Raw genomic sequence first — 16,970 nt, 5'->3', positions numbered from 1 at the left:
GCAGGTGCTGATCGAGGAATGGCGCCGGCACTACAACCGGGTACGGCCGCACTCGTCGCTGGGGTACCGCCCGCCTGCCCCAGAGACGGTGCCAATGGCCAGGTCGCAGATCAGCTCAGAAGCAGGCGCGGCTGCGATGGCCCACTAAAATTCCGCCTGGATCACTCGATGGGGGCTGGTCAGACGCTTGCCATACTCCCGAAATGTCCAGACCCTGAACGCCATGGCGAAGCACAAGAATCGAGCAATCCGCCAGGATCGGTTGATGCGTGGCCCTGGCCTCGCCTGCGGCCTGATGGTGGATGCCTGGGTACGTGATGACGGTGCTCACATGCCTCCCGAGACAAGTGCGACGCGCTGCACCGACGTCAGGGGCTGAGATGGACAGCGCCAGCACCCAGATCCTGCCCGTCGCCATTATCGGCGGTGGCCTCGCCGGGCTTCAGGCTGCGCGACTGCTGCACGAAGCGGGCATCGGCTTCCGGATCTTCGAGGCGCGCGACCGGCTTGGCGGCCGCATCCTCTCGACCGATGCGGCGGGACGCCCCGCGGAGGACGGTTTCGACCTTGGTCCGTCCTGGTTTTGGCCCGGCATGCACCCGGCCATGGCGGCCGCGTTGGCGCAACTTGGCCTTGCCGCGTTCCCGCAACACGATGAAGGTGACGTTCTCGTCGAACGCCTGCTGAACCGCCCGCCCCAGCGCTTCCCCGGTGTTCGGCAGGAGCCCCGCTCCATGCGACTTGTGGGCGGCACAGGGGCGCTGGTGCGCGCGCTGGCCGGCGGCCTGGCAGAGGGCTCCATCCAACTCACCTCGTGGGTCACGCGGATCGCCCTGGAGGGTGACCATGTCCGACTGACGCTCGCCCAGGCTGACGGCGAGAGTGACAGCGTCCTCGCAGCACAGGTGATTGCCGCGCTGCCGCCGAGGTTGCTCGAGGCGAGCATCGCCTTCGAGCCGGCAATCGATCCTGCCATCCGACTGCGCTGGCGCGACACGCCGACCTGGATGGCGCCGCACGCGAAGTTCGTCGCCGTCTATCACAGCCCCTTCTGGCGCACCGCCGGCCTGTCCGGCATGGCGCAGAGCGGTGTAGGCCCGATGGGCGAGATCCATGACGCGACAACCGCTTCGGGCGCGGCGGCGCTGTTCGGCTTTCTCGGCATCGACGCGGATCGGCGCCAGACTGCGGGTACGGCGCTGTTAACCCGCGCCTGCCTTGATCAACTTGTACGGCTGTTCGGCGATGAGGCCGGACGCCCTGCGGCGACGCTGCTGACGGACTGGACTGCCGAGGTCTTCACCGCGACCGCGGATGACCGGCGCGGCGGGGCCCATCCCGTGCCGCAGCGCGGGCCGTGGGTGAGCGGCGCATGGCGCGATCGCCTGTCGCTCGCTGGGAGTGAGACCAGCGCGAGCGACCCCGGCTATCTGGCCGGCGCGATTGACGCCGGCTCGCGTGCCGCAGCGGAGGTGTTGCAGCGGATCGCCTTGGCTGACCATGCAGCGGAATGAAGGAGGCGAAGGCACGCTCACGCATCACGGCACCCGCCGCTTCACGAACTCATCTGACAGCGTCGCCGTCGCCAGATCGCGAGACGGGCGAGGACGCGACCCACGTCGGCGTGCAGATTCGCCTTGGTGGCGTATCCGCGCGCCAGCTGCTCGCGCGTGCGCGACAGACAGAGCTCCATCTGCCGCAGGCGATCCAGCGAGGCCTTGAGGAAATAGGCCAGCGGCGCGATGGCGAGCGTCGTCACGACCTGCCAGAGCAGGTTCGGGGTGAGGTCCATGATGATCTCCGGGAAGGCAGGCGGGCCCGGCCGCGATTGGCGGCGGCGGTCGCGGTTGGCGGGGTGGCGCGCCCCGTCAGGTCAGGACGACGCCCTTCCACACCGCGGCACCGGTGGTGGCATCGACGCAGCACCAGAAGGTCCCGCCGACGATTTCGACCCACTGCGAGCCGACGCCACCACCGGCGCCGCTGTCATTAGTGACGGTGGAGGCCGCCGTGGCGGTGAGTTTCCGGCGCGGCCCGAAATCGACGCCCGCGTGCCTGCCCGCCTTGCGGGTCATTGTCATTGCTGCGTAACCTTCGCGACGAGGCGGCAGGGGTGGCGATGGCGGGGTATTCGGGCTTCCGCATTCTGCTTGAAGGGCTGCGGGGCAACAGCGGATGGCATCAGGCCTGGCGTAAGCCCGAGCCTAGTCCGACCTACGACGTGATCGTCGTCGGCGGCGGCGGGCACGGTCTGGCCACGGCCTTCTACCTCGCCGAGGTGCACGGCATCCGCAACGTGGCGGTGCTGGAACGCGGCCTGATCGGCCAGGGGAACACCGGGCGCAACACGACCATCGTGCGTTCGAACTACCTGCTGCCCGAGAACAACAATTTCTACGAGCATTCGCTGAAGCTGTGGGAAGGGCTCGAGCAGTCGCTCGGCTACAACGTGATGATGAGCCAGCGCGGCGTCATCAACCTGTTCCACAACGACGCCCAGCGCAATGCGGCAATCCGCCGCGGCAACTCGATGCGGCTGAACGGCATCGACGCCGAGATCCTCGACCGCGAGGGCGTGAAGGCGATGTGCCCGATCGTGGATCTCGACAACGGCCGCTACCCGGTGATGGGCGGGCTGATGCAGCGGCGCGGCGGCACCGCCCGGCACGATGCCGTGGCCTGGGGCTTCGCGCACGCCGCCGATGCGCGCGGCGTGGACATCATCGAGCACTGCGAGGTCACGGGCATGATCCTGGCGGGCGGCGCCATCCAGGGCGTACGCACCACGCGCGGTGAGATCCGCGCGCCCAAGGTCGGCCTTGCCGTCGCCGGCCACACCAGTACGCTGACGGAGATGGCTGGCTTCCGCGTGCCGATCGAGACGCACCTGCTGCAGGCCTTCGTCAGCGAGGCGCTGAAGCCGCTGATCGATTGCGTCGTCACCTTCGGCGCGGGGCATTTCTACATCAGCCAGTCGGACAAGGGCGGGCTGGTCTTCGGCGGCGGGCTCGACGGCTATCCCTCCTACGGCCAGCGCGGCACGCTGCCCGAGGCCGAGCACGTCTATGCCGCGGGCGTCAGCATGATCCCCGCGCTGGGGAGGCTGCGCGGGCTGCGGTCCTGGGCGGGGGTGATGGACATGACGCCGGATGGCTCGCCCTACATCTGCCGGACGCCGCTGCGCGGCCTGTATATGACGGCGGGCTGGTGCTACGGCGGCTTCAAGGCGACGCCGGGCTCGGGCTGGTGCCACGCCTGGACCATCGCGAAGGACGAGCCTCACCGGCTGAACGCGGCCTTCACGCTCGACCGCTTCCGCGAGGGGCGCATGCTCGACGAACGGGGCAACGGCCCCTTCTTCTGGGCGCAGTAGCATGCTGCGCATCCCCTGCCCCCATTGCGGCGCGCGCGACGAGGCGGAGTTCGCCTATCGCGGCGACGCGACGGTCACGCGCCCGGGCCCTGACGGCGATATCGCGGCCTTCCACGACTACCTCTACGCGCGCACCAACCCGCGCGGCTGGCAGGTAGAATGGTGGCAGCATTCGGCGGGCTGCCGCGCCTTCCTCAAGGTGCTGCGGCACACCGTGACGCATGAGGTCCGCGCCGTCGCCAACGCCGCCGAGACGCTTGAGGTGCCGCCGGCATGAGCCAGCCCCATCGCCGGCAGGCGGGTGGCCACATCGACCGCGCGCGGCGGCTCGCCTTCACCTTCGACGGGCGGCGCTTCGAAGGGCATCCGGGCGACACGCTCGCCTCCGCGCTGCTCGCCAACGGCGTGCGGCTGGTCGGCCGCTCCTTCAAGTACCACCGGCCGCGCGGCATCTTTTCGGCCGGCGTCGAGGAGCCGAACGCGCTGGTGGAACTGCGCGAGGGCGCACGGCGGGAGCCGAACACGCGCGCCACCGTCGTCGAGCTATTCGACGGCCTGGTAGCCGGCAGCCAGAACCGGCGCGGCTCGCTCGCCTTCGACTGGATGGCGGCTGCGGGGCTGCTCGCGCCCTGGCTCGGCGCGGGGTTCTACTACAAGACCTTCATGTGGCCGGCCGCCTGGTGGGAACGCGTCTACGAGCCGATGATCCGCCGCGCGGCGGGCCTCGGCCATGCGTCGGGGATGCCGGATCCGGACCGCTACGAGGCCGCGCATGCGCATTGCGACGTGCTGGTGGTCGGCGCCGGCCCCGCCGGCCTGGCGGCGGCGCGCGCGGCGGGTGCGACCGGGGCGCGGGTGATCCTCGCCGACCAGGACGTGCTCCTGGGTGGCGACCTGCTGAACGAGCCGGGGCTCGAGGCGTGGCGGCACGAGACCCTGTCCGCGATCGCCGGCATGCCCGAGGTCACGGTGATGCCGCGCACCACCGTCTTCGGCTTCTACGACCAAGGCGTGCTCGGCGCGGTGGAACGCGTCGCGGACCATGTGCCGGAACCGCCGCCGCACACGCCGCGCCAGCGCGCCTGGACCATCCGCGCGCGGGAGGTGGTGCTGGCGACCGGCGCGCATGAACGGCTGATCGCCTTCCCCGGCAACGACCGGCCCGGCGTCATGCTGGCCGGCGCGGCGCGCGGCTACGCGCGGCGCCATGGCGTGCGCGCGGGCGAGAGCGCGGTGCTCTTCGCGACGCATGACGGTGCCTACGACGCAGCCTTCGCGATGGCCGAGGCCGGGGCGCGCATCGTCGCCATCGTGGATCCGCGCCAGGACAGCGCCGCGATGCAGCGTGCGCGGGAGGCCGGATTCGACATCCGCACCGGCAGCGAGGTGTGCGGCACGGTCGGCCTCACGGCCCTGCGCGGCGTATCGGTGCGCGGTGTCGGCGCGGCGGGGCGCGGCGACGCCTTCGCCGCGGATCTGCTGATGGTCTCGGGCGGATGGAATCCGGCGGTGCATCTCGCCAGCATGTCGGGCGCGCCGCTCGCCTGGGACGAGGCGCTGCTCGCCTTCGTGCCCGGCGCGCCGGTGCAGCGCGAGCGCAGCGCCGGCGCCTGCCGCGGCGTGCACGGCATCGGCGCGGCGGCGGCCGATGGCGCGGCGGCCGGTCATGCGGCGGCCGAGGCGGCCGGCTTCGTCGCCATGCCCGCCTTCCCGCTGCCGGACGCGCCGGCGGCCGACTGCCGCCCCTGCGAACTCTGGGAAGTGAAGGGGCGCGGCAAGGCCTTCGTGGACCTGCAGGACGACGTGACGGCGGCGGACATCCGCCTCGCCCATCGCGAGGGCTTCAGCCACATCGAGCATGCCAAGCGCTACACCACCCACGCCATGGGCACGGACCAGGGCAAGACCGGCGGCATCGTCGGTGCGGCGGTGCTGGCCGAGGCGCGCGGCGAACCGGTCTCCCGCGTCGGCCTGCCGCGCTTCCGCCCCTATGCCGCCCCGATCGCCTGGGGCGCGATGGCCGGCGAGGGCGTCGGCAAGCATTTCCAGCCGACGCGGCGCACGGCGCTGCACGGGGTGCATGAAGCGCTCGGCGCAGCTTGGCTCGATGCAGGGATCTGGAAGCGCCCTGCCTACTACCCGCGCCCTGCGGATGCCGACGCCTGGGCCAGCGTGCTGCGCGAGGCGCGCGCGGTACGCGAGCGCGTCGGCATCTGCGACGTCTCGACACTGGGCAAGATCATGGTCGAGGGGCCGGATGCGGCGACCTTCCTCGACCGCGTCTATGCCAACACCTTCTCGACCCTGCCGATCGGCCGCGCGCGCTACGGGCTGATGCTGCGCGATGACGGCATCGTCTTCGACGACGGCACGACCAGCCGGATCGGCCCCGAGAGCTGGTTCGTCACCACCACCACCGCGCAGGCCGGGCCGGTGATGCAGCATCTCGAATTCCATCTCGCGAGCGCCTGGCCGGATCTCGATGTCAGTCTGGCGAGCGTGACCGACCAATGGGCGGCGATCGCCATTGCCGGGCCGCGCGCGCGCGAGGTCGTTGCCGCCGTCGTGCAAGGGCTCGACCTGTCGAACGAGGCCTTCCCCTTCATGGCGGTGGCGGACTGCACCGCGGCGGGCGTGCCGGCGAGGCTGTTCCGCATCTCCTTCTCCGGCGAACTGGCCTACGAGATCGCGATGCCTGCGGGCTACGCGACGCATGTGTGGCAGGCGGCGATGGAGGCTGGGGCGACGCATGGCATCGAGCCCTATGGCATGGAGGCGCTCGGCCTGCTGCGCATCGAGAAGGGCCATGTCGCCGGGCCGGAGCTGAACGGGCAGACCACGGCGCAGGACCTCGGCCTCGGGCGGATGCTGAAGAAGAAGGGCGACTTCATCGGCCGGGTGCTCGCGCAGCGGCCCGGGCTGACCGATCCGTCGCGGCCGCGCCTGGTGGGCCTGCGCAGCGTGGATCCGGCGCGGCAGATCCGGGTCGGGTCGCACTTGGTGCTGCCAGGCGGAGACGGGCGCAGCCAGGGCTGGATCACCAGCGTGACGCGGTCGGTGGTCGAGCCGGGATGGATCGGCCTCGGCATGCTGCGCGAGGGCGAGGCGCGCATCGGCAGCGAGGTCCTCGCCGCCAATCCGCTGATGGGCGAGGAGGTGCCGGTGAGGGTCGTCAGCGCGCACATGCATGACCCGGAGAACATCCGTGTCCGCGCCTGAGCCGACGCATCCGCTGGCCGCCCACGCCGCGCCGGGCCGCCATGGCGCGGCGGGCGAGGCGCCGCTGCGCGTGACGCTCCCGCCGCGCGACATCGTGCAGGTGATGGCGCGGCGCGGGCGCGCGGACGCGCTAGCCGAAGCTGCGCGCGCGTCCTTCGGGCTCGACCTGCCGCACGCCGGCCATGCGGCGACGGGCAAGGATGCGACGGCCATCTGGATTCAGCCGGGCCATTGGCTGCTCACCGCGCCGCGTGGCGTGGAAGGCGCGCTCGCCGCCCGGGCGGCGGCGGCCTTCGCGGGGCTGGCCGCGGTTGCCGACCAGAGCCACGGCCGCATCACCATCGCCATTGCCGGCCCGGCGGCGCACAGCGTGCTCGCGCGCGGCTGCCGGCTCGACCTGCATCCGCGCGCCTTCGGCCCGGGCCGCGCGGCCGCGACGCAGATCGCGCATGTCGGCTGCCTGATCCACCAGACGGACGCAGCGCCAGTGTTCGAGTTGACGGTCTTCGCGACACTTGCCGAGCCCTTTTTCCACTGGCTGATGGAAGCGGGCGCGGGGGCCGGGGTGCTGATCGAATGACCGGGGCACCGCACGTTGTGACGGGCATGCGATGCGTGCCATGCTCGGCGACGTGACGGCGACTGCGACCCTTCCCCGCGACGCGCCGGCAGCCTCGGAGGAACTGCCGCTGCTCTCCGTGCGCGGCCTCACGCTCCACATCCCGGTCGCGCCTCACATGTTGCGCGCCGTAGACGGCATATCCTTCGAATTGCGACGCGGCGAGACACTTGGCCTAGTTGGCGAGAGCGGGAGTGGCAAGACGCTGACCGCGCTTGCGGTGATGCGCCTGCTGGAGCCGCCCCTGTCGGAACTGCCGCGCGGGGAGGTGCTGCTGGAAGGCCGCGACCTGATGCGGCTGTCCGAGACGGAGATGTCGGCGTTGCGCGGCCGCGCGCTGTCGATGATCTTCCAGGAGCCTATGACTTCGCTGAACCCGGTGATGACGGTGGGCAGACAGATCGCCGAGCCGGTGGTGCGGCATCTCGGCCTTTCGGCGAGAGCGGCAGCGGCGCGGGCGGAGGAGATGCTGCGCCTGGTCGGCATCCCCGATCCGCTGCGGGTGGCGCGCTCCTATCCGCACCTGCTCTCGGGCGGGATGCGGCAGCGCGCGATGATCGCGATCGCGCTCGCCTGCCGGCCGTCGCTGCTGATAGCCGACGAGCCGACCACCGCACTCGATGTCACGGTTCAGGCGCAGATCCTCGACCTGCTCAGCGAGTTGCAACGGGAGATGGGCAGCGCGGTGCTGCTGATCACCCACGACCTCGCGGTGATCGCCGAGACGGCGCATCGCGTCGCCGTGATGTATGCCGGACGCATCGTCGAGGAGTCGCCGGTCGACGCGCTCTTCGCCACGCCGCGCCATCCCTACACGCGCGGGCTGCTGGCGAGCATCCCGCTGATCGCGCGCGATCGGCCCGACACTCTGCCAGAGATCCCCGGCATGGTGCCCGGCCCAGGGGATCGGCCCGCCGGCTGCGCCTTCGCGCCGCGCTGCGCCCGCGCCCTGCCGCGCTGCGCGTCCGAGGTTCCGCCCTTCGCGCCGCTCGCGCCGAGCCATCACGCCGCCTGCTGGAATCCCTGCGATGACTGAGCCGCTCCTGCAGGTGCGGGGCCTCGAGGTCCATTTCCCCATCCGCTCTGCGATGCTGCGCCGGCGCATCGGCACCGTCCGCGCAGTGGACGGTGTCGATCTCGACGTTGCGCGCGGTGAGACGCTGGCGCTGGTGGGCGAGAGCGGCTGCGGCAAGACCACCACCGGCAAGTCCATCCTGCGGCTGATCGAACCGACGGGCGGCAGCATCCGCTTCGCCGGCGAGGAGATCGCCCGGCATACGCACGCACGGCTCGCGCCCTTCCGACGGCGCATGCAGATCGTCTTCCAGGACCCTTATGCCAGCCTCAATCCGCGCATGACGGTGGGCGGCATCCTCGCCGCACCCTACGAGATTCATCGCATCGGTGATGCGAAGGACCGCGCGGACCGCGTGACCGCGCTACTGCGGACGGTCGGCCTGCCGCCCGAGGCGGCGCGACGCTACCCTCACGAGTTCAGCGGCGGGCAGCGCCAACGTATCGGCATCGCGCGCGCACTGGCGCTGGAACCGGAGCTCGTCATCGGCGACGAGCCGGTCAGCGCGCTCGACGTCTCCATCCAGGCGCAGATCATCAACCTGATGAAGCGTCTGCAGTCGGAGCTCGGCCTCGCCTACATCATGATCTCGCACAACCTCGCCGTGGTCAGCCACGTCGCGGACCGCGTGGCGGTGATGTATCTCGGGCGCGTGGTGGAGACGGCGCCACGCGAGGCCCTGTTCTTCGATGCGCAGCACCCCTACACTCAGGCGCTGCTCTCCGCCGTGCCGGAACCCGTGCCTAGCCGTCCCCGCGCGCGCCAAGTGCCGCAGGGCGACGTGCCGAGCCCCGCGAACCCGCCGTCAGGCTGCCACTTCCATCCTCGCTGCCCCCATGCCATGCCGCGCTGCGCGCAGGAGACGCCGGCGCCGCGCATCGTCGCCCGCGGCCATGCGGTCGCCTGCCACTTGGTGACGCCATGATCGGCTTCGTCGCGCGCCGACTGCTGCAAGCCATCCCGCTGCTGATTGGCGTCTCGCTGATCGCCTTCGGGCTGATGCACTTGGCACCCGGCGGGCCGCTCGCGGTCTATACGCTGAACCCGACGATCCAAGTGCAGGACATCGAGCGCATCCGGATCATCTTCGGCCTCGATCAGCCCATCCACATCCAGTACGTGAAATGGGCAAGCGGCATCTTCACCGGCAACTGGGGATACACCTTCTTCGGCGGGCGGCCGGTGCTCGACGTCATCCTCGAGCGCCTGCCCGCCACCATGCTGCTGATGGGCAGCGCGCTGTCGATGGCGATCCTGCTCGGCCTGTCCATCGGCGTGCTGGGCGCCGTGAAGCGGTATTCGGTGTTTGACGTATTGGCGACGACCGGGGCGCTCTTCGCGCTGTCCTTCCCGACATTCTGGTTCGGGCTGATGGCGATCTATGTCTTCGCCATCGAGCTGCGCTGGCTGCCCTCGGGCGGTATGTGGGAGCTGGGGGAGGAAGGCAACATTGTCTCGCTGCTGCGCCACCTGGTGCTGCCCACTATGGTGCTGGCCCTGGTCATCACCGCGACCTGGAGCCGATATTCGCGCTCGGCCTTCCTCGAGGTGATGCACCAGGACTACATGCGCACCGCGCGCGCCAAGGGCGTGCCGCCGCGCCAGCGCCTGCTGCGCCACGCCTTTCCCAACGCCGCCAAGCCGCTGATCGCCCTGCTCGGCGTCGAACTGCCCTTCCTGTTCTCCGGCGCGCTGGTCACCGAGACGATCTTTGGCTGGCCGGGCATGGGGCGGCTCTTCGTGGATGCGCTCAACATGAAGGAATACCCGATACTGATGGGGATGATGATGTTCACCGCCATCTTCGTGATCATCGGCAACCTCCTGGCGGACATCGCCATCGCGGCGATCGACCCGCGGGTGCGCTTGCAATGAGTGCCGCGGCCGCCGCGCCGGAAGGGCAGTTCGCCCGTGTCTGGCAACGCTTCCGGCGACATCGCCTTGCGCTGGCGGGCGGAATCGTAGTCTCGCTGCTCATAACCTCGGCGCTGTTCGCCTCGGTCTTCGCGCCGCAGGATCCCACGCTGCTCGACACCTCGCTGCGCTTCGTCCCGCCGCTGACGGACTGGCGCTTCCCGCTAGGCACGGACGAGCTCGGCCGCGACACACTGTCGCGCCTGCTGCATGGCGGGCAGGTGTCGCTCACGGTTGGGCTGGTGGCGATGGTCACCACTGTGCTGACGGGGGCGCTGATCGGCATCGCGGCGGGCTATCTCGGCGGCATCGCGGACACGCTGCTGATGCGTTTCGTCGATACCATGCTCTGCTTCCCGCAGGTTTTCCTGCTGCTGGTGGTCGCCGCCTTCGTACCGCCGACGCTGCTCTCGATCTCGCTTGTTATCGGCCTGACGTCGTGGATGGAGGTAAGCCGCATCGTGAGAGCGGAGATCCTGCATTTGAAGGAGCAGGACTTCGTCGCCGCGGCACGAGCGCTCGGCGCCTCCCGCACGAGGATCATGGTCCGAGAGCTGCTGCCGAACGCCGCTGCGCCGATCCTGGTGGCGGCGACGCTGAAGGTCGCCTCGGCGGTGCTGATGGAGAGCTACATCTCCTATCTCGGCTACGGGGTGCAGCCGCCGCTCGCCTCGTGGGGGAACATGCTGACCAATGCGCAGGGGTATTTCGACACCGTCCCCTGGCTCGCCATCCTTCCCGGGGCGGCGATCACGCTGACGGTGATGGGCTTCAACTTCCTCGGCGACGGGCTGCGCGACGCACTCGACCCGCGGCTGAGGATGGATCCGTGACCACCAACAGGAAGGAGGCTGGAGACGTGACCATTACCATCACCCGCCGCGCCGCACTTGCGGGCGGCTTCGGCGGCGCCGCGCTGCTCGCCGCCCCGACCGTCTGGGGCCAGTCCATCAACCGCGAGCGCGTCATCCTCGCCATGACGCAGGAGCCGGTGCAGTTCAATCCGCTGCTCTATGTCAACGCGGGCACCGAGAATGTGCCCGAGGCCTGCATGTTCGATGCGCTGTGGGACGTGAACGACAAGGGCGAGTTCATCCCGAACCTCGCCGCGCAGGTGCCCTCGCGCCAGAACGGCGGCATCTCCGCGGACGGGCTCACCTGGACGGTCAACCTTAAGCGCGACATCAAGTGGAGCGACGGCCAGCCCTTCACCGCAAAGGACGTGGAGTTCACCTACCAGACCATCATGAACCCGGCGGTCGCGGTGCGCAGCCGCTCGGGCTTCGACCTGATCAAGGCCTTCCGCGTCAAGGACAGCCATACGATCGAGATGGAGCTGTCACGCCCCTTCGTGCCGTTCCTCTGGGCTTGGCAGAACATGCACATCGTCCCGCACCATATCCTCTCGCGCGAGGCGAACATCCAGACCGCGGCCTTCAACAGCCAGCCCGTTGGCACCGGGCCCTTCGTGCTGCGCAGCCGCACCGCCGGCAGCCACATGGTCTATGAGCGCAACCCCAACTACCACCGCGGCCCGGCCAAGCTGCGGCAGTTCATCCACAAGTTCGTTCCCGACCAGATGGCCGCCTATGGCCAGGCGCGCACGGGGGAGGTGGACTACTTCGCGCTGTCCGGCGTGCCGAACGACCGCTGGCGCGAGGCGCGCGCCTTTCCCGACCGCGAATTCCTCGTCTATCCGACGCCGAATGTGCAGTTCATCTACTTCAACTGCGGCAAGCCGCAATTCGCCGATCCGCGCGTTCGCCGCGCGCTGACCATGGCGACCGAGATGCAGAAGTCGATCGACGACATCTACCACGGCACCTGGCCGCGGACGCTGTCGTACCTGCAGCCGACGCATTGGGCCTACAATAACACCCTGCGCGACTACACGGCCGATGCCGGCGGCGCCGAGCGCCTGCTGGACGAGGCCGGCTGGCGGCGCGGGCCGAACGGCATCCGCCAGAAGGATGGCGTCGAGCTGAAGTTCACCATGTCGACCACCGCGGGTAACGTGGCGCGGCAGGGCTGCCAGGCGCTGTTCCAGCAGAATTGGCGGCGCATCGGTGTGGAGATGGAGATCCGCAACATGCCGGCCTCCGTCGTCTGGGGCGAGTTCACCACCCAGTCGCGCTTCGACACGTTGCTCGTCGCCTGGGATCCAACGGTCGGCCTCGATCCCGACTATACCGCGCGCTGCCATTCGCGGATGATCCCGGTGAAGCATCGCCAGGGCAGCAACTACGTGCAGTACGAGAATGCGGAAGTGGACCGACTGCTCGAACTCGGCGTGACGCAGACCGAGCAGGCCGACCGCATCCGCACCTATCACCGCATCCAAGAGATCCTGCACGAGGAGGTGCCCTTCGCCGCGCAGGGCGGCTCGGTGCAAGGTCACCTGAAGCGCCGGCAACTCCAGGGTCCGATGCCCAACCAGTACGTCACGGACATCACCTGGAACGTCTACGACTGGGCCTGGGCGTAGCGGTTCCCGGTTCGCCCGGCCCCTGAGGGCACGAAGGCATCACACCGGCAGGGCGTCCCAGCCCTGCCGGCTGCGCCAATCGACCGGCAGGTTGCCGAAGCGCGACAACTTGAGCTGCGACAGGTCGGCGAAGTCGCAGCGCCCCTGCAGAACCAACTGCGTCAGCGCCCGGCCCGTCGCGGGCGAGAGGCCGAAGCCGACCGATGACATGCTCGCCACCACGACATTCCCCGGATCCTCGAGCCGGTCTAGGATCGGTCGCCCGTCCGGCGTGTTCTCCACGATGCCGCCCCAGGAGCGGATGACGCGGACATGCCCGAGACGTGGGAACAGCTCCTGCAGGCGGCGCGCCAAGCCGGCCACGACTGGCGTATTTACCGGCCGCGGCGTTGCCTCGCCGTCGAGGTCGATCCATTCATGCGGCCCGCCGCCATAGGCGAGGTTGCCGCGCAGCGTCTGCCGTCCGTAGAGCCCATTGCCGTCCACGCCGCCCATCGCGATCGGCGGCAGCGGCTCGGTCACGATCATCTCGACCCGCGCCGGTGCCATCGGCACGCGATGGCCGAGCGGTGCGGCCAGGGCGGCCGTGTGAGGGCCGGCGGCGATGACGACAGCGTCGCAGCCGATCTCGCCATTTGCGGTCTGCACCGCCACCGCGCGCCCGCCCTGGGTGCGGATGCCGCGCACCGGCGTGTGCTGCAGGATGCGCCCGCCAAGGCGCTCCACGGCCCAGGCATAGGCTTGGCTGGCGCGCTGCGGATTGGCATGGCCGCCATATTTCCAGAGGATGCCGCCGACTGCGCTCTCGCCCACCCAGGGCACCAGCTCGCGCAGCGCGGCGCGGTCGAGCGCCTCGGCGGCGAAGCCCTGGTCGGTGGCGAGTTTCGTGCTCTTCCACAGGCGATCCAGCTGCCCCTCGTCGAGCGCGACCTTGATGCGGTTCGGCCGCCATTCGGTCGGATGACCGAGCAACTCATCCATCATCGGCCAGAGGCGCTGCTCCTCACGGAACAGCGGCGAATAGGGATGCGTGCAGCCGCCGCCGTTGCGGCCCGAGGCTTCCCAGCCGACGATGCCCTTCTCTACGACCGTGACGGGATGGCCCTCCCGCGCCAGCCAGAAGGCGGTGGACAGGCCGGTGACGCCGCCGCCGACGATGACGATCACTTTACCACATCCTCTCCGCTGAGTCGGCCGCCGATGTATTCCGCATCGGACGGCGCGGGTTCCCAATGCGGCAGCCATTGCGCGGCGATGCCGAACCAGCCGGTCCAGTTGGCGCGCAGCGCGGGGTCCTCCTCCAGCGCGGCGAGCACAGCGAGCGGCAGCGGCCGCAGCGGCGCGCGATACGACGCGAGCGGCGCCGGCCCCTCACGGGAGAGCAGGGCGTGCACACTCTCCCGGCAGCGGCGGCCCTGGCAGGGCCCCATGCCCGCGCGCGTCAGGCGCTTCACTTGGTCCTGGTTGGGCGGACCGAGCCGCGCGAGCCCTGCTTCCGGCCCCTCGGCATCGAGGTAGCGCGGCGGGCGTAGCGCGCGGAGGTCGGCAGCGCTCACCTCCTCGCAGGCGCACACGAGCGCATCATCGGCAGCCAGCGCAAGGTCGAGCCACGCCGCCCGTTGCGATGGCGCGGTGCCGGCCGCTTCGCCGCGGATGGCGACGCCCTCCAGGCTGCTGCGGCCTTGCGCGTCCGTCAGCGGCGCGAAGCCGCCGCGTGCCGGGTCCCAGGCGATCGCGCAGCCGAGCATGTCGGGCAGGTCCGCCATCGGCACCGTGTCCACCGCCAGCACGACGGTGTCGCAGGCGGTCTCATGCCAGGTGCCGTCCTGCTGCCAGACGAGGCCGGCGACCTCCTCGCGGCCGAGGATGCGCAGCGGGGCGGGGGCCGCGATGCGCAGCGCGACATCGAGCCCGGCGGCGCGCGCCGCCGCCTCGGCCTTCATGGCGAGCGCACCGCCGCCAACGATGGCGATCCGCCGACCGCTAAAGGCGCCATAGAGCCGCAGCGCCGCGTCGAAGCCCTGCGCGCCCATCACGCCCGGCAGCGTCCAGCCGGGGAAGGGCAGCGCAACGTCGCGCGCGCCGGCCGCGATCGTCAGCTGTTCGAAGGCGACGAGCCAGGCAGCATTGCGGTCAGCGAGCCCGAGCAGTCGCGCGGGCAGGGCGCGGCTGCTCGCGCCCTTGACGAAGGCGCCCCAGGCCGCGACGCCGAGCGCGACCTCGACACCCTCCTCCATCGCCATGACCAGGTCGGGTCGGGCGGAGACGACGCGTTCCTCCATGCGGCCGGCCTGGCGCGTGGAGGCATCCAGCCGACCGCCGAACAGGTAGGGGATGTCGAGTCCGAACAGACCAGGATCAAGCGGGTGCTCGTCCACCAGCAGGGTGCGCTGCCCGGATGAGGCGGCGGCGCGCGCGGCGGCGATGCCGGTCTCGCCGGCGCCGATCACAACATGCGCGAAGGAATCGCGCCGAGGAAAAGGCATTCCGGCGATCGAGGTCGGGTCCGCATCTGTCATGCGCCAAGACTAGATCACGATCGCGCCGGATTGCACCGGTCCATCGCGCATCCTGCGCCGATGGCTTCCCGAAGCCGGTCTGCCTTCGGCCGCTTGTGCCTGAACACCGCGCCGCTTTCCCGTCCAGCCAGCCGGGCGTGCGCTTCCTCGGTGGCCAGCGCCAGGCCGATCGCCTCGCGGGCCACCTTGGTGGCGTCGAGGCCGGAGTAGGCATTCCAGGAAGGGGCCCGCAGGTGGAAGACCTGCTCGCTACCGACCGACATGCTGCGGCCATCTGCGCGGACGAGGTGGTAGAGCAGGTCATAGCCCTGGCGCTGCTCGATCGACACGCGGCCGGGGACGAGGGGGATCAGCTCGCGGATCGGGCCGCGCGGGTTCGGGCGGTTGATGAAGGAGATGCCGTCACCGCACAGCACGGCGTGCATCAGCGTCGTCTCGATCCACTCGGGCCAGGTCTGCCATTCGTTCGGCTGGCCGGCGAAGAACTCCCACAGCGGCTCGTCGGTGGCGACGTCGCGCCCGCCACCTTCGCGGGGGCGGTAAATGTCGAGCGGCAGCATGGCCACACCACAGGCGATGGCCTGCACGCAGGCGAGCGCGGTGGTGCATTCCAGGGCGGAGGTGGCGTTCACCGTGGCACCGGACTTCGCGGGCGGGCGCAGCGCCTCCCAGAAGCCCGGCGCGAAAGTCACGGCTTTCCGTTCCCGCCACAGACGGGCGAGGCTGCCGAACAGTCCTGGCATCAGCGATGCGCGCGCGTGGCGTTGCCCGCGCCGGATTCCATCCGGCGAAGTGCCTGTGCCATGCGGCGCCTCATAGTTTGGGGTTCACCCTTGCCGCGCCACAACAACGTAGGCGACGCCCGCGTGCGTGAAAGTCGCTGCTTCGCGGTAGCCCGCCCTCGCGTGGGTTGCGCGGGAGGCAGCGTTGTCAAACCGGACGAAGGCCACGCCCTCGCGGCCCGGCAGCTGCAAGCGCTGAGCCTCCATGAGGACCAACGCCAGCCCGCGTCCCCGTTCGCCCGCCGCGACGCACAGCGGACCCGCGTTGTATGCGTCATCGGCCCCTGGGTAGGCGGTAAACTTGGCCTCTGTCAGGGGCTGCCCGCGCGCGTGCTCCCGGGTACTCGCGATCAAGTACCCTACCAGCGCGCCACCGCGCCGGGCGATCACTAACGGCATCTCGCGCATGATTGTCTCGAACCATGCGGGCGGGAATTCCACCGACAGCGATCCGCCGCTGCGGATGAGGTTAGCTTCCTGTAGCACCAAGATGTCAGGGATGTCCCACGGGGTTGCGAGCCGAACGTCGTAGTCATGAGCTCGCGCGTCTTCTGAAGGCATGATCCCTCCACCGCCGGTCATTACCGCGCGAAGCTACTTCATCATCCCTCCGAGGTCGTCATCCCTGAGAGGCCCGGCGACGACGCCACGTTGCGCCTAGAATTGTCGAGCGACGGTCTGCTTCCCGTCAACAGCGAAAGTCCAGCCCGCGTGCGACTAGACAACAAAGATCGCTGGCGCCGAGCGTGCCTCCGGGTTGCGCGACATCAGCTCCGCAGCGTTGAACGCCGCCACCAGCGGATCGATCTTGGCCTTGCCCGCCGCCTGCTTGGTGATGGTGATGGCGTTGCCCCGCGGCTCAACCTGAACCGCCCCGGGTTCGCCGGAGGCTGTTTGGTTTGAGTCACGCCGCCAGGAGCAGATTGTCCTGGGCTGCGTAGTAGAGGGCCTCCGCCTCGGCCGGCGGGATGTTCCCGATGGGCT

At 70.1% G+C, this 16,970-nt stretch carries 18 protein-coding genes; 11 read left to right on the top strand and 7 right to left on the bottom strand.

Annotated elements, in window-relative coordinates; all coding sequences use genetic code 11:
* Positions 1 to 148 (top strand): integrase core domain-containing protein (locus E8M80_RS25195; protein WP_137128483.1); only part of this gene is annotated, 148 nt, incomplete at its 5' end.
* A 232-nt stretch (positions 149 to 380) separates the two neighbouring features.
* Positions 381 to 1,514: an FAD-dependent oxidoreductase gene (locus E8M80_RS25190; protein WP_137128482.1), complete on the top strand. Its 1,134-nt coding sequence runs from the start codon at positions 381 to 383 to the stop codon at positions 1,512 to 1,514.
* A 41-nt stretch (positions 1,515 to 1,555) separates the two neighbouring features.
* Here E8M80_RS25190 and E8M80_RS25185 read toward each other — a convergent pair whose 3' ends face one another.
* Together E8M80_RS25185 and E8M80_RS25180 are read right to left on the bottom strand one after the other, a co-directional pair.
* Entirely contained in the window at positions 1,556 to 1,792 is a 237-nt protein-coding gene (locus E8M80_RS25185; RefSeq protein WP_137128481.1) for a hypothetical protein, read from the bottom strand.
* A gap of 76 nt (positions 1,793 to 1,868) precedes the next feature.
* Complete coding sequence (locus E8M80_RS25180) at positions 1,869 to 2,081, bottom strand: hypothetical protein (RefSeq protein WP_170979644.1); 213 nt, start codon at positions 2,079 to 2,081, stop codon at positions 1,869 to 1,871.
* 38 nt (positions 2,082 to 2,119) lie between these two features.
* Here E8M80_RS25180 and E8M80_RS25175 point away from each other — a divergent pair, with 38 nt between their 5' ends.
* The 9 genes from E8M80_RS25175 to E8M80_RS25135 are packed head-to-tail and all read left to right on the top strand — an operon-like array spanning position 2,120 to position 12,685.
* Complete coding sequence (locus E8M80_RS25175; RefSeq protein ID WP_137128486.1) at positions 2,120 to 3,373, top strand: sarcosine oxidase subunit beta family protein; 1,254 nt, start codon at positions 2,120 to 2,122, stop codon at positions 3,371 to 3,373.
* 1 nt (position 3,374) lies between these two features.
* A complete protein-coding gene (locus E8M80_RS25170) occupies positions 3,375 to 3,650 on the top strand; it encodes a sarcosine oxidase subunit delta (RefSeq protein ID WP_170979643.1) in 276 nt (91 codons plus the stop codon).
* Complete coding sequence (locus tag E8M80_RS25165) at positions 3,647 to 6,592, top strand: sarcosine oxidase subunit alpha family protein (protein ID WP_137128479.1); 2,946 nt, start codon at positions 3,647 to 3,649, stop codon at positions 6,590 to 6,592. The genes E8M80_RS25170 and E8M80_RS25165 overlap by 4 nt, the downstream gene beginning before the upstream one ends.
* Positions 6,579 to 7,172 carry a sarcosine oxidase subunit gamma gene (locus tag E8M80_RS25160; RefSeq protein WP_137128478.1) on the top strand — a complete coding sequence of 198 codons (594 nt, stop codon included), beginning with the start codon at positions 6,579 to 6,581 and terminating at the stop codon, positions 7,170 to 7,172. Before E8M80_RS25165 ends, E8M80_RS25160 begins: the two co-directional genes overlap by 14 nt.
* Positions 7,173 to 7,224: 52 nt before the next feature.
* Entirely contained in the window at positions 7,225 to 8,247 is a 1,023-nt protein-coding gene (locus E8M80_RS25155) for an ABC transporter ATP-binding protein (protein WP_240790214.1), read from the top strand.
* Complete coding sequence (locus E8M80_RS25150) at positions 8,240 to 9,211, top strand: ABC transporter ATP-binding protein (RefSeq protein ID WP_137128477.1); 972 nt, start codon at positions 8,240 to 8,242, stop codon at positions 9,209 to 9,211. Before E8M80_RS25155 ends, E8M80_RS25150 begins: the two co-directional genes overlap by 8 nt.
* Positions 9,208 to 10,161, top strand: a complete 954-nt coding sequence (locus E8M80_RS25145; protein WP_137128476.1) for an ABC transporter permease — start codon at positions 9,208 to 9,210, stop codon at positions 10,159 to 10,161. The genes E8M80_RS25150 and E8M80_RS25145 overlap by 4 nt, the downstream gene beginning before the upstream one ends.
* Positions 10,158 to 11,033 carry an ABC transporter permease gene (locus tag E8M80_RS25140; protein ID WP_137128475.1) on the top strand — a complete coding sequence of 292 codons (876 nt, stop codon included), beginning with the start codon at positions 10,158 to 10,160 and terminating at the stop codon, positions 11,031 to 11,033. Before E8M80_RS25145 ends, E8M80_RS25140 begins: the two co-directional genes overlap by 4 nt.
* The gene (locus E8M80_RS25135) at positions 11,030 to 12,685 is read left to right on the top strand and encodes a peptide ABC transporter substrate-binding protein (RefSeq protein ID WP_137128474.1); all 1,656 of its coding nucleotides are present in this window, start codon (positions 11,030 to 11,032) and stop codon (positions 12,683 to 12,685) included. Before E8M80_RS25140 ends, E8M80_RS25135 begins: the two co-directional genes overlap by 4 nt.
* A gap of 39 nt (positions 12,686 to 12,724) precedes the next feature.
* On the opposite strand, the gene E8M80_RS25130 is transcribed toward E8M80_RS25135, so the two are convergent.
* The 5 genes from E8M80_RS25130 to E8M80_RS26400 form a co-directional block, all read right to left on the bottom strand.
* Entirely contained in the window at positions 12,725 to 13,852 is a 1,128-nt protein-coding gene (locus tag E8M80_RS25130; protein ID WP_240790213.1) for an FAD-binding oxidoreductase, read from the bottom strand.
* Positions 13,849 to 15,204: an NAD(P)/FAD-dependent oxidoreductase gene (locus tag E8M80_RS25125; RefSeq protein WP_137128472.1), complete on the bottom strand. Its 1,356-nt coding sequence runs from the start codon at positions 15,202 to 15,204 to the stop codon at positions 13,849 to 13,851. Before E8M80_RS25125 ends, E8M80_RS25130 begins: the two co-directional genes overlap by 4 nt.
* Before the next feature lie 14 nt (positions 15,205 to 15,218).
* Positions 15,219 to 15,947: a phage portal protein gene (locus E8M80_RS25120; RefSeq protein WP_137128471.1), complete on the bottom strand. Its 729-nt coding sequence runs from the start codon at positions 15,945 to 15,947 to the stop codon at positions 15,219 to 15,221.
* 84 nt (positions 15,948 to 16,031) lie between these two features.
* Positions 16,032 to 16,547 carry a GNAT family N-acetyltransferase gene (locus tag E8M80_RS25115; RefSeq protein WP_137128470.1) on the bottom strand — a complete coding sequence of 172 codons (516 nt, stop codon included), beginning with the start codon at positions 16,545 to 16,547 and terminating at the stop codon, positions 16,032 to 16,034.
* A 156-nt stretch (positions 16,548 to 16,703) separates the two neighbouring features.
* The coding region (locus tag E8M80_RS26400) for a hypothetical protein (RefSeq protein ID WP_206035749.1) at positions 16,704 to 16,970 on the bottom strand (267 nt) is incomplete at its 5' end.

Source organism: Roseomonas sp. HF4, assembly GCF_005222755.1.
In the GTDB taxonomy this organism is placed as follows: Bacteria; Pseudomonadota; Alphaproteobacteria; order Acetobacterales; family Acetobacteraceae; genus Neoroseomonas.
This window is presented reverse-complemented; position numbering and strand designations above follow the sequence as displayed.